This is a genomic window from Haloferax chudinovii, assembly GCF_042663345.1.
Lineage (GTDB): Archaea > Halobacteriota > Halobacteria > Halobacteriales > Haloferacaceae > Haloferax > Haloferax chudinovii.
Genome location: NZ_JBHTAB010000004.1, coordinates 18,005 through 42,122, shown reverse-complemented (window position 1 = coordinate 42,122; position 24,118 = coordinate 18,005). Strand labels below are relative to the sequence as shown.

At 67.2% G+C, this 24,118-nt stretch carries 25 protein-coding genes; 6 read left to right on the top strand and 19 right to left on the bottom strand.

Annotated elements, in window-relative coordinates:
• Positions 1–329: 329 nt before the first annotated feature.
• On the top strand, positions 330–2,345 hold the full coding sequence (locus ACFQI8_RS09350; protein WP_390244114.1) for a PAS domain S-box protein: 2,016 nt from the start codon (positions 330–332) through the stop codon (positions 2,343–2,345).
• A gap of 163 nt (positions 2,346–2,508) precedes the next feature.
• Positions 2,509–4,254: a bacterio-opsin activator domain-containing protein gene (locus ACFQI8_RS09345; protein ID WP_390244112.1), complete on the top strand. Its 1,746-nt coding sequence runs from the start codon at positions 2,509–2,511 to the stop codon at positions 4,252–4,254.
• Between the two features lie 9 nt (positions 4,255–4,263).
• On the opposite strand, the gene ACFQI8_RS09340 is transcribed toward ACFQI8_RS09345, so the two are convergent.
• From ACFQI8_RS09340 to ACFQI8_RS09305, 8 genes are all read right to left on the bottom strand, one after another.
• Positions 4,264–4,656 carry a response regulator gene (locus tag ACFQI8_RS09340; RefSeq protein ID WP_390244110.1) on the bottom strand — a complete coding sequence of 131 codons (393 nt, stop codon included), beginning with the start codon at positions 4,654–4,656 and terminating at the stop codon, positions 4,264–4,266.
• A gap of 88 nt (positions 4,657–4,744) precedes the next feature.
• Positions 4,745–4,951 carry a DUF7835 family putative zinc beta-ribbon protein gene (locus ACFQI8_RS09335; protein ID WP_004968133.1) on the bottom strand — a complete coding sequence of 69 codons (207 nt, stop codon included), beginning with the start codon at positions 4,949–4,951 and terminating at the stop codon, positions 4,745–4,747.
• A gap of 111 nt (positions 4,952–5,062) precedes the next feature.
• Complete coding sequence (locus ACFQI8_RS09330; RefSeq protein ID WP_390244563.1) at positions 5,063–5,443, bottom strand: helix-turn-helix domain-containing protein; 381 nt, start codon at positions 5,441–5,443, stop codon at positions 5,063–5,065.
• A 143-nt stretch (positions 5,444–5,586) separates the two neighbouring features.
• Positions 5,587–6,630, bottom strand: coding sequence for a sulfite exporter TauE/SafE family protein (locus ACFQI8_RS09325; protein ID WP_390244108.1), 1,044 nt, complete (start codon positions 6,628–6,630; stop codon positions 5,587–5,589).
• A complete protein-coding gene (locus tag ACFQI8_RS09320; protein ID WP_167344116.1) occupies positions 6,627–6,776 on the bottom strand; it encodes a DUF7512 family protein in 150 nt (49 codons plus the stop codon). The genes ACFQI8_RS09325 and ACFQI8_RS09320 overlap by 4 nt, the downstream gene beginning before the upstream one ends.
• A gap of 490 nt (positions 6,777–7,266) precedes the next feature.
• Positions 7,267–7,731, bottom strand: a complete 465-nt coding sequence (locus ACFQI8_RS09315; protein WP_390244105.1) for a DUF6691 family protein — start codon at positions 7,729–7,731, stop codon at positions 7,267–7,269.
• Positions 7,728–8,219 carry a YeeE/YedE family protein gene (locus tag ACFQI8_RS09310; protein ID WP_004043575.1) on the bottom strand — a complete coding sequence of 164 codons (492 nt, stop codon included), beginning with the start codon at positions 8,217–8,219 and terminating at the stop codon, positions 7,728–7,730. Before ACFQI8_RS09310 ends, ACFQI8_RS09315 begins: the two co-directional genes overlap by 4 nt.
• Positions 8,220–9,407, bottom strand: coding sequence for an MBL fold metallo-hydrolase (locus ACFQI8_RS09305; protein WP_390244103.1), 1,188 nt, complete (start codon positions 9,405–9,407; stop codon positions 8,220–8,222).
• Between the two features lie 268 nt (positions 9,408–9,675).
• Between ACFQI8_RS09305 and ACFQI8_RS09300 the strand changes: the two genes are divergently transcribed.
• Both ACFQI8_RS09300 and ACFQI8_RS09295 read left to right on the top strand, forming a co-directional pair.
• The gene (locus ACFQI8_RS09300; RefSeq protein ID WP_390244101.1) at positions 9,676–9,927 is read left to right on the top strand and encodes a sulfurtransferase TusA family protein; all 252 of its coding nucleotides are present in this window, start codon (positions 9,676–9,678) and stop codon (positions 9,925–9,927) included.
• Positions 9,924–10,505 (top strand): DsrE/DsrF/DrsH-like family protein, encoded by a 582-nt coding sequence (locus tag ACFQI8_RS09295; protein ID WP_390244099.1) that lies wholly within the window; start codon positions 9,924–9,926, stop codon positions 10,503–10,505. Before ACFQI8_RS09300 ends, ACFQI8_RS09295 begins: the two co-directional genes overlap by 4 nt.
• Positions 10,506–10,676: 171 nt before the next feature.
• Here ACFQI8_RS09295 and ACFQI8_RS09290 read toward each other — a convergent pair whose 3' ends face one another.
• The 9 genes from ACFQI8_RS09290 to mce all read right to left on the bottom strand — a co-directional run bounded on the left by ACFQI8_RS09290 (position 10,677) and on the right by mce (position 20,851).
• Positions 10,677–11,480 carry an N-acyl homoserine lactonase family protein gene (locus ACFQI8_RS09290; protein ID WP_390244097.1) on the bottom strand — a complete coding sequence of 268 codons (804 nt, stop codon included), beginning with the start codon at positions 11,478–11,480 and terminating at the stop codon, positions 10,677–10,679.
• Positions 11,481–11,639: 159 nt separating this feature from the next.
• Positions 11,640–12,302 (bottom strand): AIM24 family protein, encoded by a 663-nt coding sequence (locus tag ACFQI8_RS09285; RefSeq protein WP_390244095.1) that lies wholly within the window; start codon positions 12,300–12,302, stop codon positions 11,640–11,642.
• A gap of 103 nt (positions 12,303–12,405) precedes the next feature.
• Positions 12,406–13,740, bottom strand: coding sequence for a glutamate-5-semialdehyde dehydrogenase (locus ACFQI8_RS09280; protein ID WP_390244093.1), 1,335 nt, complete (start codon positions 13,738–13,740; stop codon positions 12,406–12,408).
• A complete protein-coding gene (gene proB / locus ACFQI8_RS09275) occupies positions 13,733–14,611 on the bottom strand; it encodes a glutamate 5-kinase (RefSeq protein WP_390244091.1) in 879 nt (292 codons plus the stop codon). Before proB ends, ACFQI8_RS09280 begins: the two co-directional genes overlap by 8 nt.
• Positions 14,604–15,377 (bottom strand): pyrroline-5-carboxylate reductase, encoded by a 774-nt coding sequence (proC, locus tag ACFQI8_RS09270; RefSeq protein ID WP_390244089.1) that lies wholly within the window; start codon positions 15,375–15,377, stop codon positions 14,604–14,606. The genes proB and proC overlap by 8 nt, the downstream gene beginning before the upstream one ends.
• A 105-nt stretch (positions 15,378–15,482) precedes the next feature.
• The gene (locus tag ACFQI8_RS09265) at positions 15,483–16,634 is read right to left on the bottom strand and encodes an acyl-CoA dehydrogenase family protein (protein ID WP_390244087.1); all 1,152 of its coding nucleotides are present in this window, start codon (positions 16,632–16,634) and stop codon (positions 15,483–15,485) included.
• A 93-nt stretch (positions 16,635–16,727) separates the two neighbouring features.
• A complete protein-coding gene (locus ACFQI8_RS09260; protein WP_390244085.1) occupies positions 16,728–18,389 on the bottom strand; it encodes a long-chain fatty acid--CoA ligase in 1,662 nt (553 codons plus the stop codon).
• A gap of 92 nt (positions 18,390–18,481) precedes the next feature.
• Positions 18,482–20,464, bottom strand: a complete 1,983-nt coding sequence (gene menE, locus ACFQI8_RS09255) for an o-succinylbenzoate--CoA ligase (protein WP_390244083.1) — start codon at positions 20,462–20,464, stop codon at positions 18,482–18,484.
• A gap of 3 nt (positions 20,465–20,467) precedes the next feature.
• On the bottom strand, positions 20,468–20,851 hold the full coding sequence (mce, locus tag ACFQI8_RS09250) for a methylmalonyl-CoA epimerase (RefSeq protein ID WP_390244081.1): 384 nt from the start codon (positions 20,849–20,851) through the stop codon (positions 20,468–20,470).
• Positions 20,852–20,905: 54 nt separating this feature from the next.
• Between mce and ACFQI8_RS09245 the strand changes: the two genes are divergently transcribed.
• Both ACFQI8_RS09245 and ACFQI8_RS09240 read left to right on the top strand, forming a co-directional pair.
• The gene (locus ACFQI8_RS09245) at positions 20,906–21,274 is read left to right on the top strand and encodes a YbjQ family protein (RefSeq protein ID WP_390244079.1); all 369 of its coding nucleotides are present in this window, start codon (positions 20,906–20,908) and stop codon (positions 21,272–21,274) included.
• A 7-nt stretch (positions 21,275–21,281) separates the two neighbouring features.
• Entirely contained in the window at positions 21,282–21,620 is a 339-nt protein-coding gene (locus tag ACFQI8_RS09240) for a hypothetical protein (RefSeq protein ID WP_390244077.1), read from the top strand.
• Between the two features lie 149 nt (positions 21,621–21,769).
• Here ACFQI8_RS09240 and ACFQI8_RS09235 read toward each other — a convergent pair whose 3' ends face one another.
• Positions 21,770–22,054 carry a hypothetical protein gene (locus ACFQI8_RS09235; protein WP_390244076.1) on the bottom strand — a complete coding sequence of 95 codons (285 nt, stop codon included), beginning with the start codon at positions 22,052–22,054 and terminating at the stop codon, positions 21,770–21,772.
• Positions 22,055–22,358: 304 nt separating this feature from the next.
• On the bottom strand, positions 22,359–24,035 hold the full coding sequence (locus ACFQI8_RS09230) for an acyl-CoA mutase large subunit family protein (RefSeq protein WP_390244074.1): 1,677 nt from the start codon (positions 24,033–24,035) through the stop codon (positions 22,359–22,361).
• Between the last annotated feature and the right edge of the window lie 83 nt (positions 24,036–24,118).

The window sequence follows — 24,118 nt, the reverse complement described above, 5'->3', positions numbered from 1 at the left end:
AGAAATGAATGTACGAGCCGGGAACACGAACGAAACACCCGTCGCTCGTCGGTCGATTTCGCGGAAAGGGAGTTGGGGTTTGGGCAGGGACACGTCCCCTGGGCGGAGAGGGGGTGGGTTGTCGATTCCGCCGTGGGGGCGTGCGGGCACGACGAGTGACCCGAGCGGGTCACTGTGGCCATATAGTGGAATGGAACGGTCAGTAGTAATTCACGGCCCTACGTGGTTAGGCCCGAGCCGCGGCGACCGAGAAACGCACAAGTCGGTGGGGGTTAGAGTCGGGGTATGCACGCACGACGGGACGCCGATTCGCGGCGGGGTCGAGACGGATGACCGACGGGTCTCGGCGGTCGGTCGGCGAGCCGTCGGCGACCGAGCGCGAACTGCGCCAGCGGCTCGACATCCTCGCGACGTTCAACGAGGTCGTCGCTGACGTCAACGAGACAATCGTCGACGCCGCCGGGCGGACGGACATCGAACGGCAGGTCTGCGAGCGACTCGTCCGGACCGGGGAACTCCGGTTCGCGTGGGTCGGCGTCGTCGACGAGACGACGGGCGACGTGGAGCCGACCGCGTGGGCCGGCGTCGAAGACGGCTACCTCGACGAAATCTCCGTGTCGATGTCGGCGGAGCGCCCCGAGGGCGACGGCCCCGTCGGCCGAGCGGTCCGGTCGAACGCGGTGCAGACGACACACAGCATCGCCGACGACCCGGCATTCGGGCCGTTCCGCGAGCCGGCGCTCGAACGCGGCTACCGGTCGGCGGCGTCGGTTCCGCTGGTCTACGACGACGCGCGCTACGGCGTGCTCACGATGTACGCCGAACACGAGCGGGCGTTCGGCCCGGAGCTCGACGAGCCGATTTCGAACCTCGGACACGCCGTCGCCCACGGCATCGACACCCGCGTCCGCCGGGAGCGCGAGCGCGAGCTCGAACGCCGCGAGCAGGCGTTTTCGCGCATCGCAGAGAACATCGAGGAGTACGCGCTGTTCCGGCTCGACGCCTCGGGGCGCGTCGAGAGCTGGAACCGCGGCGCGGCGGCCATCAAGGGGTACGACACGGAGGAGATACTCGGGGAGCACGTCGAGACGTTCTACACCGACGAAGACACCGAAGCCGGCCTCCCAGCGCGCCTCCTCGACCGGGCGCGGACCGAGGGCCGGGTCGAAAACGAGGGGTGGCGCGTCCGGGCCGACGGCACCCGCTTTTGGGCGTCAGTTACCATCACCGCCCTGACCGACGATGCCGGCGAGGTCATCGGCTTCGCCAAGCTGACCCACGACATGACCGACCGGAAGCGCCGCGAACGGCAACTGGACGCGGTGTTCAACAGCACCTTCCAGTACATCGGGTTGGTCGACCCCGACGGGACGGTCCTCCGGGTGAACGACGCCGCGCTCGACCTCGTCGACGCCGACCGCGACGACGTCATCGGACTGCGAGCGTGGGAGACGCCGTGGTGGCGCGACGACGACGAGCGCGTCGCCGACCTCCGGAGTGCGCTGGACCGCGCGGTCGACGGGGCGTTCGTCCGCTACGAGGTCGAAATCGACCGCGAGAACACCGACCGGACGGTCGTCATCGACTTCTCCGTCACGCCGGTCGACGACGACGAGGGTGAGGTGTCGTTTCTGGTCCTCGAAGGCCACGACATCACCGCCCGCAAGGAGCGAGAGCGGGCGCTCCGCCGCGAACAGGAGCGACTGGAGTTCGTCAACCGCATCATCCGCCACAACCTCCTGAACGGGCTGAACGTGGTCGGCGCGCGGGCGGACATCGTCGAGGACTTCGTGAACGACGCGGGGCTGACGCACCTCGAAACGATACAGGGGCGCGTCCGCGAGATGACCGAGCTGGTTGGGACGATGCGGACGTTCATGAAGGTCATCGTCGAACGCGAGTCCCACGAGTTCCGCCCGCGTCGAATCGACGAGGCGGTCGGCCACGGCGTGGAGTCGCTCCGACGGGAGTCCGACGCCGCGAGCGTCGCGGTCGGGCGACTGCCGGACGTCTCGGTCGTCGCCGACGACCTGCTGGACGAGGTCGTCGAGCACCTGCTGAAAAACGCCGTCCAGCACAACGACAAGCCGGACCCCGCGGTCGACGTCGAGGTGGCCGCCGGCGACGACGCGGTCGAACTCCGCGTCTCCGACAACGGGCCGGGCGTCCCCGACGAGGAGAAACGCCGCATCGTCGACCAGCGCATCGAGGACCTGTCGAATCCCGGCAACGGCTTCGGCCTGTTTCTGGTCCGCGAAATCGTCGAGAGCTACGGCGGCTCGGTCGGAATCGAGGACAACGACCGCGGCGGGGCGACGTTCGTCGTCACGCTCCCGCGGGCGTGAGGTCGGCCCCATGTCGCTTGCCTTCCGCCCGTGTTCTCCCCGCCTTCGGTCGGGGGCAACCCGGCCGTCGGAGACCGCCGACTCGGGTCGCCGTACCGCCTAAATTCCACCGTCTGCGATGGGCAGATATATTACCGTTCGCCATCACTGTGTGTTCGATACGATGGTCACCGAACGCTCGGCGCGCGAGAGCCCCGAACTTCGGGCCGCCGAGCAGGTCGTCCTCGTGGTCGATGACGACGAGGACCTCGCGGACACCTGCCGGTACTGGCTCGACGGCGAGCGGTTCGCCGTCGAGACCGCCTACGGCGGAAAGGAGGCCCTCCGTCGACTGGACGACACCGTCGACGTCGTCCTCCTCGACCGCCGGATGCCGAACGTCACGGGTGACGACGTGCTCGAAGAGATTCGCGAGCGCGGCCTCGACTGCCGCGTGGCGATGATGACCGCGGTCGAACCCGACACCGACATCGTCGACATGCCGTTCGACGCCTATCTCGTCAAGCCCGTCTCGGAGTCGGAGGTCAAAGAGACGGTCGAAGAACTGCTCGTGCGGTCGGGGTTCGGCTCCGAGGTCCGCGAGTACTTCGCGCTCGAATCCACCGAGGCGGCGCTCGATAGCCGCGACGTCGAGGAGCTCCGCGAGCCGGAGGCGCTTTCGGACCTCCGCGGTCGCTTGGAGGCGGTACGGGCCGAACACGAGGAAGCGATTCGCAACCGCGAGGCCCAGCTCGACCGTCTGAACCGGACAAACGAGCTCCTCCGCGACGTCGACCGGGCGCTCATCGACGCTCGCACCCGCGACGAGATCGAACAGACCGTCTGCGACGTGGTCGCGAGCGCCCACGAGGCCGCGTTCGTCCTCAGACGCACCGCCGCCGGCACGCTCCGGTGTACCGCGGCGGCCGGTCACGGCCTCGACCCCGCGGGCGTCGACATCGACTTCGTCGACGAGGCGTTCGACATCGACGGGACGGTCGAAGACGGCTTCGCCTTCGACGATATCTCCGAGGCGCACCGCGCGGCGGTCGTCGGCGACGCCGCCGCCCTCGACACGGTTTCGGCGCTCTGTGTCGCCGTCGACTACCGCGAGACGATGTACGGCGCGCTCGTCGTCTACGACGAGACCGACGGCTTCGACGAGGAGTCCGCCGCGCTGTTTTCCGACCTCGGAGCGACCGTCGGCAACGGCATCAACGCGACCCAGAGCAAACAGCTTCTCAACGGCGACAGCGTCGTCGAACTGGAGTTTCAGGTCGGCGGCGATGCCGGCGTGCTCGCCGCGCTCTCGGCGACGCTCGACTGCCGGTTTTCGCTCGACGGCGTGAGTCGTCTCGACGACGGCCTCACCTGCTTCGTCAGCGTCGCGGGCGCGTCGGGGACGGACGCGGTCGCGGCCGCCATCGACGCCGACGACGTCTCGCAGGCCCGCGTCGTCTCCGACGGCGACGGGGAGTCGGTCGTCGAGCTCCGCACCGACGCCGAGGCGGTGCTTTCGACCGCAATCGACCACGGCGCGAGCGTCGAGCGGTTGACGCTCTCGGAGGGCTCCGGCAGTCTCGCGCTCCACGTCGCGGCCGACGCCGACCACGGCGCGCTGGTGGAGGCGGTGACGACGGCCGCACCGGGCGTCTCAGTCGTCGCGAAGCGCGAGGTCGAGCGGTCCGTCCAGTCGCCGGACTCCTTCCGGCGGGCGCTCGACTCGAAGCTGACCGACCGACAGCGGACGGTTCTCGAAACGTCGCTCGTCTCCGGCTACTTCGAGTGGCCCCGCGGGAGCACGGCCGAGGAGGTCGCCGACTCGCTCGGAATCTCGCCGCCGACGCTCCACGAACACCTCCGGACGGCGGAGCGGAAGCTCATCGAGACGTACTTCGACGAGCTGAGTCCCGCGCCGGCGGACGACTGAGGCGGGCGGTTACTCGAGTTTCGCTTCGGGCGCGTCACCGACGAGTCGAGCGGCGGCCTCGAAGATATCGCGTTTGGTGACCGGCTTGGTGAGGGCGTCGTCGACGGAGAGCGCGGTCAGTTCGTCGTCGGGCGAGGCGCTGAGCATGACGACGCAGAACGACGACGAGTCGACCCGGCGGCGGAGTTCTTCGAGGACGGACTCGCCGGGGAGATCAGGGAGGTTGCGGTCGAGGAAGACGAGGTCGACGTCGTCGTCGAACGCCTGAAGCGCCTCGCGCCCGGAGTAGGCGACTCGGACGCGGTAGCGGCGTTCGAGCCACAGCGCGAGGCTGTCTGCGAGGGCGGCCTCGTCGTCGACGAGGAGGACGGTCGGCGTGTCGGCAGTGTGGGTCTGTGTCATGGCTCGGGGCGTGGTTACGTCGTCGCGGGCGTGGTCGTTCGGAGTCGGAGGTGGAGGGGGGAGGTCGGCCGTCGGTCGGGAGCGCCGCTCACGCGTCGTTCATGCGCTGGGACTGCGTGTCTCCACAGCGCGTACAGCGCGTGACGCGGTACGGTTCGCGGGAGAACTGACGATTCTCGCGTTTCCGGCTCTCGGTCTTGATTTCGATGGAGACGTCGTGAGGCGTCCGCGACTCACACGACGGGCACTCTTCGACGAACTCGTTGTTTCGGGGACTGCTTTTACTCTTCGACATAGAGTGGTCGTAGCAGTAGCTATGGGCTGTATGCCGTTGAATACGGAACCTAATCGATTTGGGACGCGCGAACCAATCGAGGGGCGACGGCCGCTCGTCGACCGAAGGGACTCACTCTGCGGGGACGATTTTCTCGTCGTACTTGTCGCGGAACTCCTGGATGAGCGTGCCCATCTGGGCGTACCAGTCGTTGAGCATGCGCTGCATGTCGTCTGCGACCTCGTCGGGGTCGGTCGGGTGGTAGACGTGGTAGTAGCCGCCGTGTTCGTAGTTGACCTGTTCCTTCTGGATGAGCCCCGCCTGCAACAGGCGCTGGATGGAGCGGTAGGCGGTCGAGCGCTCGCGTTCGACCGCTTCGGCGACCTCGTCGACGGTCAGGTGGTCGTCGGTCTCGACGAGCACCTCGAAACACCGCCGGTCGAGTTGCTTCAGTCCGTGGAGACACTCGAGGAGCCCCTCGCACTCCATGTCCGATTGCAGGTATTCGACCATCGAGCTAGCCATTATCGGTTCGGGCTACGTGGTCAGCCCTCAAAAGGGTTTGTATAGTTTGCACAACACCGGGGGAGAAACGGCCGCCCGGTGTCGCGGATTCGCGTTCGATGCGAGTGCGGTTCGCGTGTGAGCCGTCGCCCTCAGTCGGCGGTCGAACTCCCGGTGGAAGCGGGCGCGCGCATGGACTTGACGGCGCTGTAGAGCACCGCGCCGGAGACCATGAGCGCCGACCCGAGGATGAGCGCGAGGCTGACGTAGTCGAGAACGCCCATGCCGAGGTAGTTCCCGGCCTGCCGCACGGCGACCGCGAGCGCGCCGAGGAGGAGCATCAGGCCGAAGTAGACCTTGATTTCGTCCTCGTCGACGATGGAGGTCGCGGCGGAGCCGACGCGCGCGCCGAGCGCCGAGCCGGCGAGGAGCGGCGCGACGATAGAGAGGTCGACGCCGCCGGACTGCGCGTAGAGGAACGACCCGATACCGCCCGAGAACATGATTTCGAACAGGTCGGTCCCGACCGCGATGGGCACCGGGACGCCGATGAGGTAGAACAGCGCGGGCATGCGGATGAAGCCGCCGCCGACGCCGAGGAACCCCGAGAGGAGCCCCGTGGCGAACGCGACGAGGAGAATCATCCACAGCGAGACCTTGACGCCGCCGCGAAGCGTTATCATCGGCGGGAGCGAGTAGCTCTGAATCTTCTTCGCCAGCTCGGGGATGTCGTCGGCGTCGATGTCGGCGTCGCCGTCCACGTCGTGGCTGACGCCGCCGCCGTCGCCGCCTTTCAGCGCCTCGTAGGTGACGAACAGCCCGATACCGCCGAGCAAGAGCACGTACGTGACGCTGATGATGTTACCGGCGAGTCCGAGCTCTTCGAGGTAGAGGACGATTTCCTTCCCGACTTCGAGGCCGACCGTGGTCCCGATAATCATCGAGACGCCGAGTTTGTAGTCGACCTGTCCGAGATCGCGGTGTTTCAGCGTCGCGATGACGGAGGTCCCGAAGACGAACGCGAGGCCGGAGCCGACGGCCACGCGCGAGGGGTAGCCCATGACGAGGAGCGCGGGCGTCACGAGGAACGACCCGCCCATGCCGAAGAAGCCGAACAGGATGCCGATGAGGACGCCGAACCCGACGAAAAGCGCCAGCATCCCGGCCGACATGCCCAGTAGCTCGAACACGCTCACTCACCACCGATGGCCTTCCGCACGGACGGCCCGACCGCGGCGGTCAGCGCGCCGTAGCCGACGTACAGCACCATCGCCTCGACGAGGACGATGCCGACGAGCGCGGCGGCCTGCGCGTTCCCGCTCAGCGTCTCGATTCCGAACATCTTACCAGCACCCCTCGGGGTCCCCGATGTGTATTGTACGAATCATACTTTCTTGTACACGGCTGGATAACCGGAGTGAGGATATAACGCTTTTGGGAATACTATACAAGACCGAGCCCCTATTGCATACCCATAAGTTATAGAATGGGCATAGAAAAACCATCGAATTGGGGCTTATTTCGTATCACGCGGCCTTACGAACATATATGACCGCTACCGATGACAAGATAGTTATTCATTTATTGCACAATTCTATCTTCACATGGGTCGTGTTCGAAAGAACGGCGTCGAAAGGCGCTCACGGCGGCATGCACGAGCGTCTGAAAGAGCGTCGAACGTCGCGCGAGAGAACACGAGTCCCCGCACTCGAGGACGCGCGCGACTCGTTGCCCCGCGTCGCGTTCAGCGGACCGGTCGTCGAAACTGTCGCCGCCGCTTTCGGTCGAGGTACGAAAAGACCGAAATCGAAATCGGGTTCTTCGGTGGGGGCTCAGTCGGCGGCGGTGCCGGTCGCGGCGCTCTCGGCGCGGCGGGCGCGCCAGAGCCCCTGCAGGTACGCGCCGACGAACATCCCGCCGAGGGCGATGAGGATGGGGTAGTTTCCGACGCCGAGGCTGGCGTAGGCCGCGCCGGGGCAGATGCCCGAGATGCCCCAGCCGGCACCGAAAACGACCCCGCCGACGACGACGTTCTTGTCGAACGACTTCAGGCGGCGGCCGTAGTCGCGCCCGGTGAGGGGCGCGCGGTCGCCGAACGCCTCGGCGAGCGCGAAGACGGTGCCGGTGACGACGGCGGCTCCGCCCATCACGAAGACGAGGCCGAAGTCGTCGAACTGGAGGAAGTCGAGGACGACCTCCGGGCGGGCCATGTTGCTGACGGCGAGGCCGAACCCGAATATCAGGCCGCCCGCGATGACGACCAACATGAACCCGAGTCCGCGTTCGTCGTCGCTCACGGCGACACCCCCAGCGCGCTCAGGAGCTGTGCGACCCCGATGGCGACGAGCATGAAGGTGGCGACGTTGACGAGCGAGGTCCGCGAGCGCGAGCCGACGCCGCAGACCCCGTGGCCGGACGTACAGCCCTTCCCGATGCGGGTGCCGACGCCGACGAGCACGCCGCCGACGGCGAAGCGCCACGGTTGCACGTCAGAGACCCACCAGCCGTCGCCGAACAGGACGGTGTAGAGCGCGGCCCCGGCGACGATGCTCAGCGTGAACACGACCCGCCAGTCTCGCGAGGCGACGTACTTCGCCTTGTTGAACCGCGGGAGGTCGGAGACGTACGACAGCGTCGATTCGAGGAAGGTGCTCGCGCCGGCGATGACGCCCGTCCCGAGGTAGATGACGGCGGTCCCGAGGCCGATGAGGAGGCCGCCGAGCGCGTAGTGCGCGATGCCGTTCGGGAAGAGCCCGTCGACGAGGAGCGGCGTCAGACCCGACATTTAGTTCGTCAGGGCTTCGTTGCTGGCCGCGCAGTTGTTCGGCCCGAGTTCGAGCTCGAAGGCGCGGTCGTCGTCCGACTCCTGCACGCCGAGGTTCGTCTCGATGATGTCGACGTAGTTGGCCGGCCGCGGCGGCATATCCGAGAGGATGAACTCCACGAACTCGTCTTTGGGCATCGACAGTGCGTCCATCGTGTCCTTCAGTTCCCCGAGCGTGGCGGTGTAACTGCCGTCGTCGGCGGGAATCGCCGCGTCGCTGAAGTGCGCGGAGGCCACGATGGCGTCGTCGTCGTGCGAGAGGACGCGCTCCTGCAGGGAGTCGTAGAGCATCCCGGCCGCGTCGGGCGCGCCCTCGTCCCCGTCTTCGAGGTCGGGGCGGGCGACCGACTCGATGAACAGGCCGTCGCCCGTGAACAGCACGTTGTCGACCTTGTAGGTCGTCATGCCGGTCGTGTGGCCGGGCGTGTGGATGGCCTCGATGGCGGTGTCGCCGACGGTGCGCGTCTCGCCGTCCGCGACGGTCTCGTAGGGCGTGTCGTAGTCGACGCCGCGGCCTTCGGCGGCCTCGGGGATGACGCCCGTGACGCCGTAGTCTTCGACCAGCGTGCGGACCCCGCTGATGTGGTCGGCGTGGATGTGCGTGTCGACGGCGTAGGTCAGTTCCGCGCCGAGCGCCTTCGCGTCGGCGACGTACTCGTCGGCGAAGTAGCGAAGCGGGTCGACGACGGCGGCCTCGTCGCCGTCGACGACGAGGTACGCCAGACAGCCGCTGGAGGGGCGTTGGTACTGCGCGACGAGCGCGTCGCCGTCGGTCTCCAGTTCGGTGTACTCGTAGACGCTCGCCCAGCCGTTCATGCCGCGTTCGAGCGCCACGGCGTCGTAGCCCTCCTGAATGAGCAACCCGGCGACGTACTCCGAGGAGTGGCCCTTCGCACAGAGGACGACGAACTCCTCGTCTTCGGGCAGGTCTTCGAACAGCGACTCGTCGAGCTCCTCGTCGAGGAACTCGAAGTAGGGGATGTTGACGTGCGAGACGTTCTCGCCGTCGATGCGCCAGTCCTCGTGTTCCGACGGCACGCGGTTGTCGAGGACGGTCAGCGCCTCGCCCTCGTCGATGCGGGCTTTCAGCGCCTCGGGTTCGATGACTGGCACGTCGACGTCGAGTTCCGGCAGGTCTGGAACGGTCATGTATGCATCACCCACTATCGGATGGTTCGACTTAAGCTTTCGGATGGTAGTTTGTATTTCATACAATATTCATTCCGTGGTGACCGGCCGAAACGGGGTGCGATTTCGCACCTGCGCGAGCACACAATGGATTTTTTGCCCGACAAACACCGATTTTGACGCCTATCGGCGATTCAGATGTGGTATTGTGGTGTCTGCCCAAGAACCGACACACTTTTACGAAGTACCCTTATATTGTGGAGTACACCCAACACAGGTGACCTCGAAAATGAGTACATACGAACCCACCGAGACCCTCGACGTGAAAGGACTGTCCTGCCCGATGCCCGTCGTCAAGACCCGCGGCGCGGTCGACGAGCTCGAGCCCGGCGAGATTCTGCAGGTCATCGCGACCGACTCCGGCAGTATGAGCGACCTGAAGGGCTGGGCCGACTCCACCGACGGCGTCGCCATGCTCGAACAGGAAGAGGCCGAGGAAGACGGCGACGCGGTCTTCCGCCACGTCATCCAGAAGGAATGAGCTCGGACGCCGACGCGCCCGTCGACGCGGGGTCCGCCTCCGTCGAAGACCTCAGAGCGCAGGTTCAAGCCCTGCAAGAGGAGGTTTCCGACCTCCGGGAGGCGACCGACGACGACGGACAGAAGTCGATGACCATCATCGCGACCAAGGGGACCCTCGACATGGCGTACCCGCCGCTCATCCTCGCCAGCACGGCGGCCGCCTTCGGCTGGGACGTCGTGGTTTTCCACACGTTCTGGGGACTCGACATCCTCCACGAGGAGAAGTCGAAGAACCTGAAGCTCAGCGCGGTCGGCAATCCGAGCATGCCGATGCCGAACGCCGTCGCCGCACTGCCCTTCATGGACAACGTCGCCACGAGCATGATGGAACAGAAAATCAAGGAAAACGGAACGGCGACGGTCGAGGAACTCATCGAGACCTCCCTCGACATGGGCGTCGACCTCCAGGCCTGCCAGATGACCATCGAACTGATGGGCTACGACGAAGCCGAGTTCTACGACGGCGTCACCACCGGCGTCGGCGCGGCGACGGCCCTCCAGCACATGGCCGACGCCGACGTGCAACTCATGATTTAGGCCGGTTCGTCGTCTCCACCGACCGTCCACTCCTCCGACCCCTACCCACCCCACCATCCCCCATCCCTGCGGTTCCCGCTTTGCTTTTTCCGACGCGACGAGAACCGTCGCCGTCGGCCGTTCGGCGCGTGAGTCCAGAAAACCAGCGCCCCGACCGCGCGGGTCGCCGATTCAGACGTTCCAGCCGTCGCCGAACGACGCGAACCGGTCGAGGTCGTGGCCGAACAGCACGTCGCCGCCGGTCCGACGTTCGAGTTCCTTCACGGTCTGGAGGCTCTCGAACCAGTCGCGCTCGCTCCACAGCAGGCCGGGACCGAGCGGCACCTCGTCGGCGTAGTTGCCCTCGACGTAACACTCGTCGCCCGCGACGAGCACGTCGCCGGCGGGCGTCTCGATGTGCGCGCCCAACACGCCGGGGGTGTGGCCCGGCAGGTGAATGAGCCGGAAGCCGTCGAACAGCGTGTGTTCGTCGCCGTGGACGACCCGCCAGTTCAGGTCTCGGTCGAAGTCGGAGGCGAGGTACGCGATGGAGCCCTCGGTCGTCTTCGCCGAGTAGTAGGCGAACTTCAGTTCCGCCTCGTGGACGTATATCGGGACGTCGGTTCCCGCGAACTCGGCGAGGCCGCCCGCGTGGTCGAGGTGCAGGTGGCTCATCACCACGGCGTCGATGTCGGCGAGGTCGTAGCCGACCGCGCCGAGGTCGCCTTCGAGCGTGTGTTCCGCGGCGTCGACGTGTGCGAACGCCTCGTACAGCGGTTCGGGCCAGTAGCCGTCGCCGGCCGCCGGGTTCGAGCCGGTGTCCCACAGCACCGTCCGGTCGGGGCCGTCGACGACGGCGTTCCAGACGACGAACTCGGTCATCTCGTGGTCGGGGTTCGGGTTCGACGCGCTCCCCATGGAGTAGCCGTCGAGGACGTAGCCCGTGTCCGCGTGGACGCGGCCGCGGTCGACCAGGTGGACGCTGATGTCACCCATACACCCGGGTTAGGACGGAGCGGTCATAACCGTTCAGGCAGTCAATATATGCCCGTCGGGCACTAGTGGTACGCGTCGTTTCGGCCGCACGGAGCAACGCTGACGCAATACGAACGGGACCGACGAGCGCGAAAACGGGAAACGAGTCGGGACGGCCGACTACTCGCCGGGGCCGACTTCCTCGAACGGCTGGACGATGACGAAGCCGTCGTCGCCCGCGAACTCGAGCTGGTAGGACTCGCCCGACGAGCGGCCGAGCAGGCCCTTGATGTTGATGTCGCGGTTCGACGACGGCGAGACGTTGCCGCTCCACGCGACGGTCGCGTTGGGGTCGGTCTTGGCCGGCGTCTGGAGGACGATGGGTTCGCCATGGGTCGTGATGGCGACGTGGCCGGGACCTTCGAGGAAGACGTTGAACAGACCGCCCGAGGAGGTGCCGGCGATGCTCGTCAGCATCTTGATGTCCCAGTTCACGCTCGACTCGAACGCGAGCACGTCGTTGCCGTTGACGCTCAGTTCCTCGCCCGCATCGAGTTCGAGAACCTGGACCTCCTTGCCCTGGTCTGCAAGATAGAGGTGGCCGGTGCCGGTCGCTTGCATCATGAGGTCGCCCTCGCCCGTGGCCTTCTTCTTGAGCATCCCTTTCAGGCCGCCGGCGGACTTCCGCTCGAAGGAGATGTCGCCGGTGTAGCCGACCATCGACCCGGCTTTCGCCATGACGTTCCCGTCGAGGGCCACGTCGAGGAGTTTCGAGTTTTCGAGTTCGAAGGAATCGCCGCCTTCGGACGGTGCGTGCGCGCTGACGAATTCGTCTACATCCATTGGAGTCACCGAGTCGTAGCGGAGACGACTCTACCGGAGAGGCGACGGTCAGGAATATAGTTCTATGTGCCGCGAAAAGCCGGAGACCGAACCGCCGGCGCGCTCAGTCCCGTCGGCTTCGGTGGCCGGGGTTCCAGTCGGCGTCGAGCGCCTCGTGGGTGAACGGGACGGCGTCCTCGCCGGCGTAGGTGGCGACCAACTGGCCGTCGCCTTCGAGGTAGTACTTGTAGGTCGTCAGGCCCTCGAGACCGACCGGGCCGCGGGCGTGAATCTTGCCCGTCGAGATGCCCACCTCGGCACCGAGGCCGTAGCGGTAGCCGTCGGCAAAGCGGGTCGAGGCGTTGTGGAAGACGCTGGCGGCGTCGACGCCGGTCATGAACGTCTCCGCGCGCTCGGCGTCGCCGGTGACGATGGACTCGGTGTGCTTCGAGCCGTGGGCGTTGATGTGGTCGACCGCGTCGTACAGGTCCGAGACGACCTTGATGGAGAGTTCGAGGTCGCCGTACTCGGTGTCCCAGTCGTCGTCGGTCGCGGGGTCGATATCGACGTGCTCGCGGGTCGCGTCGTCGCCGCGGAGGACGACGCCCGCGTCGCGGTAGCGCTCGACGACCGCGGGCAGGAAGTCGGCCGCGACCGACTCGTCGACGAGGAGCGTCTCGACGGCGTTGCAGACCGCGGGGTACTGCACCTTCGCGTCGAGCGCGATATCCTCCGCCATGTCGAGGTCGGCCGCCTCGTCGACGTAGACGTGGCAGATGCCCTCGGTGTGGCCGAGGACGGGAATCTGGGTGTTGTCCTGGATGTAGCTGACGAACTCCGAGGAGCCGCGGGGCATCACGAGGTCGACCATGTCGTCGAGTTCGAGCAGTCGGTCGACCTCCTCGTGGGCCTCGATGAGCGTCGCCCAGCCGTCGGGCAGGTCCTCGGTGGCGGACAGAATCGTCTCGTACAGCACGCGGTTCGACTCGCTGGCTTCACTGCCGCCCTTGAGGATGACGGCGTTGCCGGACTTCAGCGCCAGCGCGGCGATTTGGACGAGCGCGTCGGGCCGCGACTCGAAGATGGTCGCGACGACGCCGATGGGGACAGACAGCTTGTACAGTTCGAGCTCTTCGTCCAGTTCGCGCGCCTCCAGCGTCTCGCCGAGCGGGTCGTCCTGCTCGGCGACGGACTCGACCATCCCGGCGATGTCGTCGAGCTTCGCCTCGTCGAGCTTGAGGCGGTCGACGAGCGCCTGCGTGTACTCGCCGTCTGCGAGCATCGCCTCGGCCTCCTCGACGTCCTCGCGGTTGGCCGCGAGAATCGCCTCGCTGTTGTCGCGGATGGCGTCCGCGATGGCTCCGAGCGCGGCGTCGCGGTCGGCCGCGTCGACGTTGGCGAGGCGGAGCGCCGCCGACTGTGCCCGTTCGACCTGCGCGGTCGTGTCTCGCTCAGTCATCGAGTTCACCATCGAGGGGGAGGAACATTGTTCCCACCGATTCGCGCTCGGCTATCTTCGCCAACACGTCGGGTTCGGTCGACTGCGCGATGACGGCGGGGATGCCGTACTCGGCGGCGTCCCGCGCGCCGCGGACCTTCGTCTGGATGCCGCCGAAGCCGCCGGTCGAACTCGCGGTGACGATGTCCTCCACGTCGCCGTAGTTGTCGCCGACGACCTCGATTCGCTCGGCGTCGGGGTCCTCTTTCGGGTTCCCGGTGTAGACGCCGCCCACGTCGGTGAGCGTCACCAGCAGGTCGACGCCGATGCCGACCGCGATGTTCGACGAAATCATGTCGTTGTCGCCGATTTGGAGCTCCTCGGTGGCGACCGCGTCGTTCTCGTTGATGATGGGGACGACGCCCCACTCCAGAAGCGTCTCGACCGTGTTCCGGAAGTTGGTGAAGCGCTCGGGGTTCTCCAGGTCGTGCTGGGTGATGAGAATCTGGGCGACCTTCCGGTCGTAGCGCTCGAAGCTCTCCGTGTAGCGGTGCATGAGCAGGCTCTGGCCGACCGTCGACAGCGCCTGCGACGTTTCGAGGGTGTCGCCGTCCGCCGTGGGATGGTCGAGTCGACCGATGCCGGCCCCGACCGCGCCCGAGGAGACGAGCAGTACCTCCTTGCCGCGCGAGAGGAGCGACTCGATGTCGTCGACCAGTTTGTCGAGCTTGTCGTCGTCGAGGTTGGAGTCGTCGTCGGTCAGCGAGTTGGTGCCGGCTTTGACGATGACGCGGTCCGCCTCGGCGGCGGTCTCGCGGGCGGCGGCGACCGCCTCGGGGTCGACGGCCGCGGTCGACTCGGTCGCCTCCGTCGTCTCGCTCAGTTCACTCATCGCCGAACTCCTCCGCGAGCTCCTTCGACCGGCGCTCGGCCGCGACGACGGCCTCGGTGACGGCGTCGTCGGCGGCGCTGTCCCAGAGGACTTCCATCCCCTCGATGGTCGTCCCGTTCGGCGAGCAGACCGCGTCGATGAGTTCGTCGGCGGTGCGGTCGTCCTGGACGACGGTCTCGGCCGCGCCCTTGAACGTCTGGGCGGCGAGAATCTCGGCGTCTTCCTCGGAGAGTCCGCCCGCGACGCCGGCCTGCGTGACGGCCTCGATGAGATAGAAGACGAAGGCCGGCCCACTGCCGTTGACCGCGGTCGCGATGTCCATCTGCGCCTCGTCGACCTCGACGAACTCGCCAACGTCCGAGAGGAGTTCGCGGACTTCGTCGGTCAGGTCGCCGGTCGCCGCCGCGGCCATGTCGCGGGTCTCGGCGGCGAGGTTCGGCATGATGCGGACGACGCGGGCGTCGGTGCGCGCCTCGACGAACGCGGTCGGGACGCCCGCGGCTATCGTGACGAGAGTCTGGTCGGGAGACAGGTCGAGCTCCGAGAGGACGGCCTCGACGATGTCGGGTTTGACCGCGACGAACACCACGTCGGCCTCGGCGGCGCGCGACACGTCGTCCGTCGTCTCTTCGCAGTAGTCGGCGACCGCGGCGAGGGCGTCGGGGTCGAGGTCGCAGGCGACGACCGAGTGACCGCCCGCCTTCCAAAGCCCGGTGAGGAGGGCGCTCCCCATGTTTCCACAGCCGATAACGCTCGTGCGTACCATTGGTGCTGACTCAAGGTACGACGCTCAGATAGTAACTGCGTTCCGGTCAAGCAATGCCAAGCCTGAAAACGAGTTGTCAGTTCTGCGGGCCGCGACGCGCACGCCTCACAGCGCGCCCTGCCGGTAGATGAGGTTGCGCTGAATCTCGTTTGCGCCCTCGTAGATGACCGGGATGCGCGCGTCGCGGTAGACTCGGGAAATCTTGTACTCGTTGAGGACCGACCGGCCGCCGTGGAGTTGCATGCCGCGTTCGGCCACGTCGACCGCCGTCTCGGTCGACTTCGTCTTGGCCGCGGCCGCCCAGAAGCCGGCGTCCTCGCCGTTTGCGACCTTCTCGGCGGCGCGCCAGTTGAGCGCGCGCGCCGCCTCGAACTCCATGCGCATGTCGGCGAGGATGTGCTGGACCGCCTGGAACTCCGAGACGTTGCGCCCGAACGCCTGCCGGTCGTGGACGAACTCCCACGCCTCCTCGATGGCGGCGGCCGCGAGACCGAGGCTGTGGCCGCCGACGACGACGCGGCCGTGGTTGAAGAAGTCCGCGAGCATGTAGAAGCCGCCGCCCTCGGTGCCGATGAGGTTCTCCTCGGGCACCTCGCAGTCGTCGAAGACGATGTGACCCTGCTTGGACGCGCGCATGCCCATCTTCTCGGGGATGTGCTCGGCCTCGTAGCCGGGCGTGTCCGTCGGCACGACGAACATCGAGTAGTTCGAGTAGCGGTCGTCGGTGTCGGCGGTCTTTGCGTACACCGTCAGCCAGTCGGCCTCGACGGCGTTGCCGACCCAGTACTTCTCGCCGTTGAGGACGTAGCCGTTTTCGGTCTTCTCGGCGGTCGTCTCCATGCCGGCCATGTCGGAGCCGGTCTGCGGCTCGGAGACCGCGAGCCCCGAAATCTGCTCGTTTTCCGCGACCGGGCGGAGCCACGTCTCCTTCTGTTCTTCGCTCCCGTAGTCCTCCATAATCTCGCACCCGAACGAGGCGAGCTGGAGCGTCAGCGCGATGCCGGCGTCGGCGCGGTAGAACTCCTCGGAGAGGGCGAGCATCTGCTGGAGGTCGAAGCCCTTCCCGCCGTACTCCTCGGCGATGTCCTGTGCGACGAGCCCCGCGTCCATCCCCGCTTGGAGCACCTCGTGGGGGTACTCGCCGGACTCGTAGTAGTCCGCCGCGACCGGGTCGATGTGCGCCTCGGCGAACTCCCGCGCCTCCTGCTTGAGGTCGCGGGCGTGTTCGGGCACGATGGTGTCGTCGAGAAGTTCCATACCATGCCATAGCATTGTACAGTAAAAATAGTGTATGGAACCAGTATAAACTTCAAACTTGTTTTTCGTTAGAATATCCGGTCGTCCCGACGCTCACTCGTCCGACGGGGCCTCCGTGTCGGGGGTCTTGCCCTCGATGAGTGACGAGTCGTCGTACTGGTCGCGGAGCACCTTCTTGTCGAACTTGCCGGTCGCGGTCTTCGGCACCTCGTCGATGAACACGACCTCGTCGGGGGCCCACCACTTCGGGAACTCGTCTTCGACGAGCGCGACGAGTTCGGCCTTCAGCGCGTCTCGGTCGGCACCGCTCTTCGGGACGATAAACGCCACGGGGCGCTCCTGCCAGCGCTCGTGGGGGACGCCGATGACGGTCGCCTCAGCGACGTCGTCGTGGGCCATGATGCTGTTTTCCAGTTCGAGCGACGAAATCCACTCCCCGCCGGACTTGATGACGTCTTTCGCCCGGTCGACGATTTGGACGTAGCCGTCTTCGTCCACCGTGACCACGTCGCCGGTCTTCAGCCAGTTGCCCTCGAAGTCTTCCTCGTTCGCGTCGGGGCGCTCGAAGTACTCGGTCGTCACCCACGGGCCGCGCACCCACAGTTCGCCGAACTCCTCGCCGTTCCACGGGACCTCGTTCCCGTCGTCGTCGACGACGCGCATCTCCAGTCCCGGCGCGAGCAGGCCCTGCTTGGCGCGTTTTTCGTACTGCTCCTCGGCGGGGAGGTCGTCCATCCCCGGCTTGAGGTGGGCGACCGTCCCGACCGGCGACAGCTCCGTCATGCCCCACGCGTGGAGCACGTCCACGTCGTGCTCCTCGTCGAACCGCCGGATGACCGACTTGGGTGCGGCCGACCCGCCGATGATGATGCGTTCGAGCGACGAGACGTCCGCGTCGTGCTCGTCGAGGTAGTCGAGCAGGCCGAGCCACACCGTCGGCACGCCCGCGGTCATCGTCACACCCTCCTCTTCGATGAGTTTCGCGAGGTCTTCGGGCGTCGGCGACGGGCCGGGATAGACGTGTTTCGCGCCCGCCGCGGTCGTCGAAAACGGCAGGCCCCACGCGTTGACGTGGAACATCGGGACGACCGGCATGATGACGTCCTCCGCGCCGATGTCGAGGCCGGACTCGGGGAGCGTCGCCATCGTGTGTGCCCACAGCATCTGCTGGGAGTACTCGACGCCCTTCGGCTGGCCCGTCGTCCCCGAGGTGTAGCACATTCCCGCCGGCTGGTCCTCCGAGAGGTCCGGCCAGTCGTACTCGTCGGGGGCGTCGGCGATGAACGACTCGTAGTCCGTCACCGGGGACAGGCCCACGTCGTCCGGCACCGCGGAGGCCATCACGACGAACTGCTCGACGGAGTCGAAGGCGTCTTCGTCGACCGCGCCGGCGAGTTTCGGCGCGAGCGACGGGTCCACGAAGACGATTCGGTCCGCCGCGTTCTCGACGATGTACTGGATGTGGTGGTCGGGCAGAAGCGGGTTGATGGTGTGCAACTGCGCGCCCATCGACGGCACGCCGAAGTACGTCTCGAAGTGTCGATTGTGGTTCCAGCAGAACGTCGCCACCCGGTCGCCGTCCCCGATGCCGGCGTCCGAAAGCGCCCCCGCGAGCTGTGCCACGCGTCCCTCGTACTCCGCGTACGTGTAGCGTTCCAGCCCTTCGGCGGTCCGAGAGACGATTTCGCGGTCGGGATAGAGCTTGCCCGCGCGCCACAGGAACGGCCGAAGCGTCTGGTTGGTAGCACCTACCATAGTATCCTCTTGTGGTAAAACATAATGATTGTTTGGAAACGACGCGCCGAGACGCGGGCTGTGGATTTGGCGTCACCCGCGGGCGCGTTCATTCACTCGTCGCGGTCGGGAGCGAGTTCGTCGGTGCCGTCACCGCCATCGGTGCCGTCACCGTCGTCGCTGTCGTCGCCGCCATCGGTATCGTCGTCGCCCTCCGCGCTCTCGGCGTCGCCGTGTTCGTCTCCGTCGGCTCTCGCCTCACCGTCGTCGGCTTCGTCGCGGTCGGCGTCTCCGACGGCCGCGTCGTCCTCGGCGTCGTCGATGGCCTCCCCGTCGGTGTCGCTCGCGGGCGTCGCCTCGCCGGCGTCGGTCCCGACCTCGTCGGAGTCGGTGTCGTTGTCGTCGTTGTCGTCGTCGTCGTCGTCGCTGTCGTTGTCGTCGTCGTAATCAGCCGCGCGCTCCGGTTCGGCCTCCGTGACGGGCTTGGCCGCGACCAGTCGCTCGCGGACCGCCTCGCGGTCGACGGTCCCCGAGACGGTCCGCGGGAGTTCGTCCGCGGTCGCGACCAGTCGCGGACATTTGAACCCGGCGAGTCGCTCGCGGCAGAAGTCGTCGAGGTCGTCGTCGTCCGGTGGGTTCTCCGGGTCCGCGGGGACGACGAGGGCGGCGACGCGCTCGCCCCACTCGGAGTCGGAGACGCCGAGCACGACGGCGTCGCCGACGCCGGGGTGGTCCCGCAGGACCGCCGCGACCTCGCCGGGGTCGACGTTCTCGCCGCCGGTGATGATGCGGTCGTCCTTCCGGTTCAGGACGTACAGGAGGCCGTCGTCGTCGCGGTAGCCGATGTCGCCGGTCCGGAGGCCGGCGGAGGTGAAGGCGTCGGCGGTCGCCTCGGGGTCCCGGTAGTAGCCGGGCGAAACCGTCGGTCCCGAGACGACGAGTTCGCCCGGCGTGCCGGGTTCGACGGGAGTTCCGTCCTCGTCGACGACCCGGAGGTCGGTGAAGTAGAGCGGCCGCCCGACGGTCCCCACGTCGGCGAACGCCTCTCGCGGGGTCGCGGTGGCGACCTGCGACGCCGTCTCGGTCATGCCGTAGGTCGGGTGGACCGGCACCGAGTAGTTCCGACAGCGCTCGACGAGTTCGTCGGGGGCGGGCGCGCCGCCGAGGAGCACCACGCGGAGCGAGTCCGAGAGCGTCCCCCTGCTGTCGAGCATCCGCTTGAGCATCGTCGGCACGAGCGAGACGCCCGTCACGTCGTACTTGCCGATGTCGTCGGCCGCGCCGCCGGCGTCGAACCCCTCGCGGAGGACGACGGTCGTCCCGTACAGCGGGCCGCGGAGAATCGGGCCGATGCCGCCCATGTGGTGCAACGAGAGCGTGACGAGCCACCGGTCGTCGCGCGAGACGCCGAGTCGGAACGCCCCGGCGACGGCGTTCGCGAGCAGATTTCCCATAGTGAGTTTCACCGCTTTGGGCGTCCCGGTCGTCCCCGAGGTGAAAAGCAGAAGCATGGTCTCCGAGAGGGACCAGCCCGCCGGTTCGACCCGCTTCGGCGCGATAGACGAGAGGTTGATGACGCCCTCCCACCGCGGGTCGTCCACGGAGACGACGGGCACGTCGGTCGTGGCCTCGATTGCCGTCGATTCGGTGGACTCGCCGCAGACGAGCGTGGTCACGTCCGCGAGTTCGACGTTGCGACCGATTTCGTCGGCGGTGAGTCGGTCGCCGAGGGGGACGAGCACGGCCCCGAGCCGCGTCGCGGCGTGGATGAGGCGGACGTAGTCGACGCCGGGGTCGAGAACGACGCCGAGGTGGTCGCCGGCCTCGACGCCGAGGGCGGCGAGCTGGCCGGCGGTCTCGTCGACGAGCGCGTCGAGTTCGCGGAAGGTCCACGAGTCGCCGGTCGGCGCGTGGATGAGCGCCTGTCGCTCGGGCGTCGCGGCGACCCGGTGGGAGAGCCAGTCGCGCATCGGCCCGGCGAACCCGCGGCCCCCGTCGTCGGAGTCGGAACCGCTCGCGGCGGGGTCGTCGCCGCGCTCGACCGAGCCGTCGGTGGCGGTCGTGTCGTCAGCCACGTCGTCAGGAGAGCCCGTCATGGCTCAGTGCGAGACGAACTCGACGAGGACGCCGCCCGTGGATTTCGGATGTAAGAAGGCGACCTCGTGGCCCCACGCGCCGGGGCGCGGTTCCTCGTCGATGCGGTCGACACCGGCGGCCTCGGCGGTCCGAAGTGCGCCCTCGATGTCGTCGGTCTCGATGGCGACGTGGTGGATGCCGCCGCCGCGCTTGTCGAGGAACTTCGAGATAGCGCCCTCCTCGTGGGGTTCGAGCAGTTCGAAGTAGCCGTTTTCGAGTTCGTGGAAGACGACCGACATGCCGTCGAACGTCTCCTCGTGGGCCACGGGCGCGTCGAACAGCTCCGCGAACAGCGCGGCCAGCCCGGCGGCGTCGGGCGTGGCGATTCCGACGTGGTCGAAATGCATGCCACCAGTTCGTCGGGCGCAACGGATAAACCCAGACGGTTCGATATTCTTGTCATGATAGTAACCACAACCGAGTCGGTCGTCGGCCGCGACATCGAGGAGACGCTGGGAGCCGTCCGCGGGAACACGATTCGCGCCCGGAACGTCGGCCGCGACATCACGCAAGGCCTCCGAAACATCGTCGGCGGCGAGCTCAAGTCCTACACCGGGCTGATGGCCGAGGCGCGCGACGAGGCGACGGAACGGATGGTCGCCGAGGCGGAGGCGATGGGTGCCGACGCCGTCGTCGGTGTCCGGTACGTGACCGCCGAGGTGGCGCAGGGTGCGGCGGAGATTCTGGCCTACGGGACCGCCGTCACACTCGTCGGCGGCTCCGACGCCGACGCGGAACCCGCGTCCGAGTCGAACGCCGACGTGGCGTGAGCCGACGATGACGCCGACGACCCGACGCGCCGCCCGCGACCCCCGGCGGCTCGCACGCGGGGTCGCCCGACTCGCCACGGCCCGGGCCACGCTCGCCGTCTTCGCCGCGCTCGCGGTCGTGTGGGCGGTCGGCTTCGTCGGCGTGGTGCCGATAGAAATCTGGGTCCTCGACTTCCCCGCGCTGGCGGCCGCCTTCTTCTTCGACACGCTCGCGGCCAACGAGTTCGGCGTCCGCGAGACGGCGGTGTTCTACCCGGCGCTCGCCGTCTTCGGCTACCTCGAAGCGATACTCGTCGTGGCGGTCGCTCGGTGGCTTCGGGGTCGGTTTCTCGAACCCGGTGAGTGACGGGCCGGAGCGAAGCGAGTCGGGAGGGAGCGGAACGGAGCGCGGAAGGGCGCGTCAAGAGCGGGACGCGAGGGGCGAGTGGCCGGGGGGTGTGCAGACCGGAGGTGCGCGAGCGGGGTCGGCGTGGATTTGCGGCGTCGGGTCGTGTCTCAGTCCCGGGCGGTCCGGGCGACCGTGACCTCGACGGGGACGCCGGGCACGTCGACCGTCAGCATCGAGCGGTCGGCCCGAGTGACGATGACGCGGGCGACGGCGACGACGGCGGCGACGGTGACGGCGACTGCGAGCGACGCCACGGGATAGGTGACGACCGCGACGACCGCGGCCATCGAGGCGAGCAGGACGGCCTGCGTCGCGAGCGAGGGCGCGGGGCGGTGATGCGAGGGGTGATAGTCGGAGCCGGTACGACTGTCTCGGGAGCGTTGTCGTGACATTCGTCTGGTGAAATGGACAATCGGATGCGATACCGGGGGCTCTCCGGTCGAAGAGCCCCGCAACGCGACGGCCGCCGCTACTCGAAAAACCGAGCGACTGGTGGCGCGAACCTCGCGCCGACAGACGGCGGCCGGGCGTGTGACGGGTTTAGAATCCAGTAAACGGCATCATAAGCCTCGGTTGTGGACACTCGCGGGGTGATAATAAAACTGGTTAGCCGGGTGAAAGTATAGATTATGTGAACAGTTTGCACGGGCGAACGGCGGTCGGAGACGTCGGTCGCCTCCGAGCCGCGGGGCCGATTCAGGCCATCCCGGGTTCGTACTCGCCGAACTCCTCGCGGAGGACGCCGCATATCTCGCCCACTGTCGCGTAGGCCTTGACCGCCGTGACGATGAGCGGGAGGAGGTTCTCGTCGCCGTTCGCGGCGGCGCGGATGTCAGCCAGGGCGGCCTCGACGGCCTCCTCGTCGCGGTCGTCTTTCCGGGCTTCGAGCGACTCGGCCTGCTTGCGCTCTTCTTCCTCGGAGACCTCTTGGACCTCGACGGTCGGCTCCTCGTCCACCTGATACTCGTTGACGCCGACGATGACGCGCTCGCCCTCCTCTATCTCGCGTTGGCGCTCGTAGGCCACGTCTTGAATCTCCCGCTGGACCCACTGGTTTTTCACGGCGTCGAGCATGCCGCCGCGGTCGTCCACCTCGTCGAGCAGGTCGAACGCCTCGTCTTCGATGTCGTCGGTCAGCGCCTCGACGTAGTAACTCCCCGCCAGCGGGTCGATGGTGTCCGCCGCGCCCGACTCGTGGGCGAGAATCTGCTGGGTGCGGAGCGCCGTCCGGACCGACTTTTCGGTGGGGAGCGACAGCGCCTCGTCTTTCCCGTTGGTGTGGAGCGACTGCGTGCCGCCGAGGACGGCCGCCAGCGCCTGATAGGCGACGCGGACGACGTTGTTCTCGACCTGCTGAGCGGTGAGCGTCGACCCGCCGGTCTGGGTGTGGAACTTCAACTGCATCGACTTCGGGTTCTCCGCGTCGAAGCGCTCTTCCATGATTTTCGCCCACATCCGCCGGGCGGCGCGGAACTTCGCCACCTCTTCGAGGATGTTGTTGTGGGCGTTGAAGAAGAAGGACAACTGCGGGGCGAAGTCGTCCACGTCGAGGCCGGCGTCGACCGCGGCCTGCACGTACTGGATGCCGTTGCCGAGGGTGAACGCGACCTCTTGGGCGGCGGTCGAGCCGGCCTCGCGGATGTGGTAGCCGGAGATGGAGATGGTGTTGAACTTCGGCGTCTCCGCCGCGCAGAACTCGAAGATGTCCGTGATGAGCCGCATCGACGGCTCCGGCGGGAAGATGTAGAGGTTCCGCGCGATGTACTCCTTCATGATGTCGTTTTGGATGGTGCCGCGAAGCTCCTCGCGGGGGACGCCCTGCTTGTCGCCGAGGGCGACGTACATCGCCAGCAACACGGCCGCCGGGGCGTTGATTGTCATCGACGTGGAGACGTCGCCGAGGTCGATGCCGTCGAACACCGTCTCCATGTCGTCGAGGCTGTCGATGGCGACGCCCGACTTCCCGACCTCGCCGGCGGCCATCATCGCGTCGGAGTCGTAGCCCATCTGCGTCGGCAGGTCGAACGCGAGCGACAGCCCCGACGAGCCGTTGTCGATGAGGTAGCGGAACCGCTCGTTCGTCTCGGCGGCCGTCCCGAAGCCCGCGTACTGCCGCATCGTCCAGAGCCGCCCGCGGTGCATGGTCGGATACACCCCGCGCGTGTACGGTTTCTCACCCGGGAAGCCCACGTCCTCGTCGTAGTCCACGTCGGCGTCGTCGGGCGTGTAGAGCCGCTCGACGACGTTGCCGCCCGTGTCGGTGGTGAACTCGTCTTTCCGCTCCCCGAAGCGGTCGAGCGTCGGCCCCAGCGTCTCGTCTTCCCACTCGGCTTTCGCCTCCCGAATCTCTTCGAGCTCGTCGGGATCAAACATGGTCGAAGATGGGATTTGACTCTACTTAAGCGTACGCGGGTCAGCGAACAGCGGTCGCCGTCGCCGACCGCGAGCGCGACGAC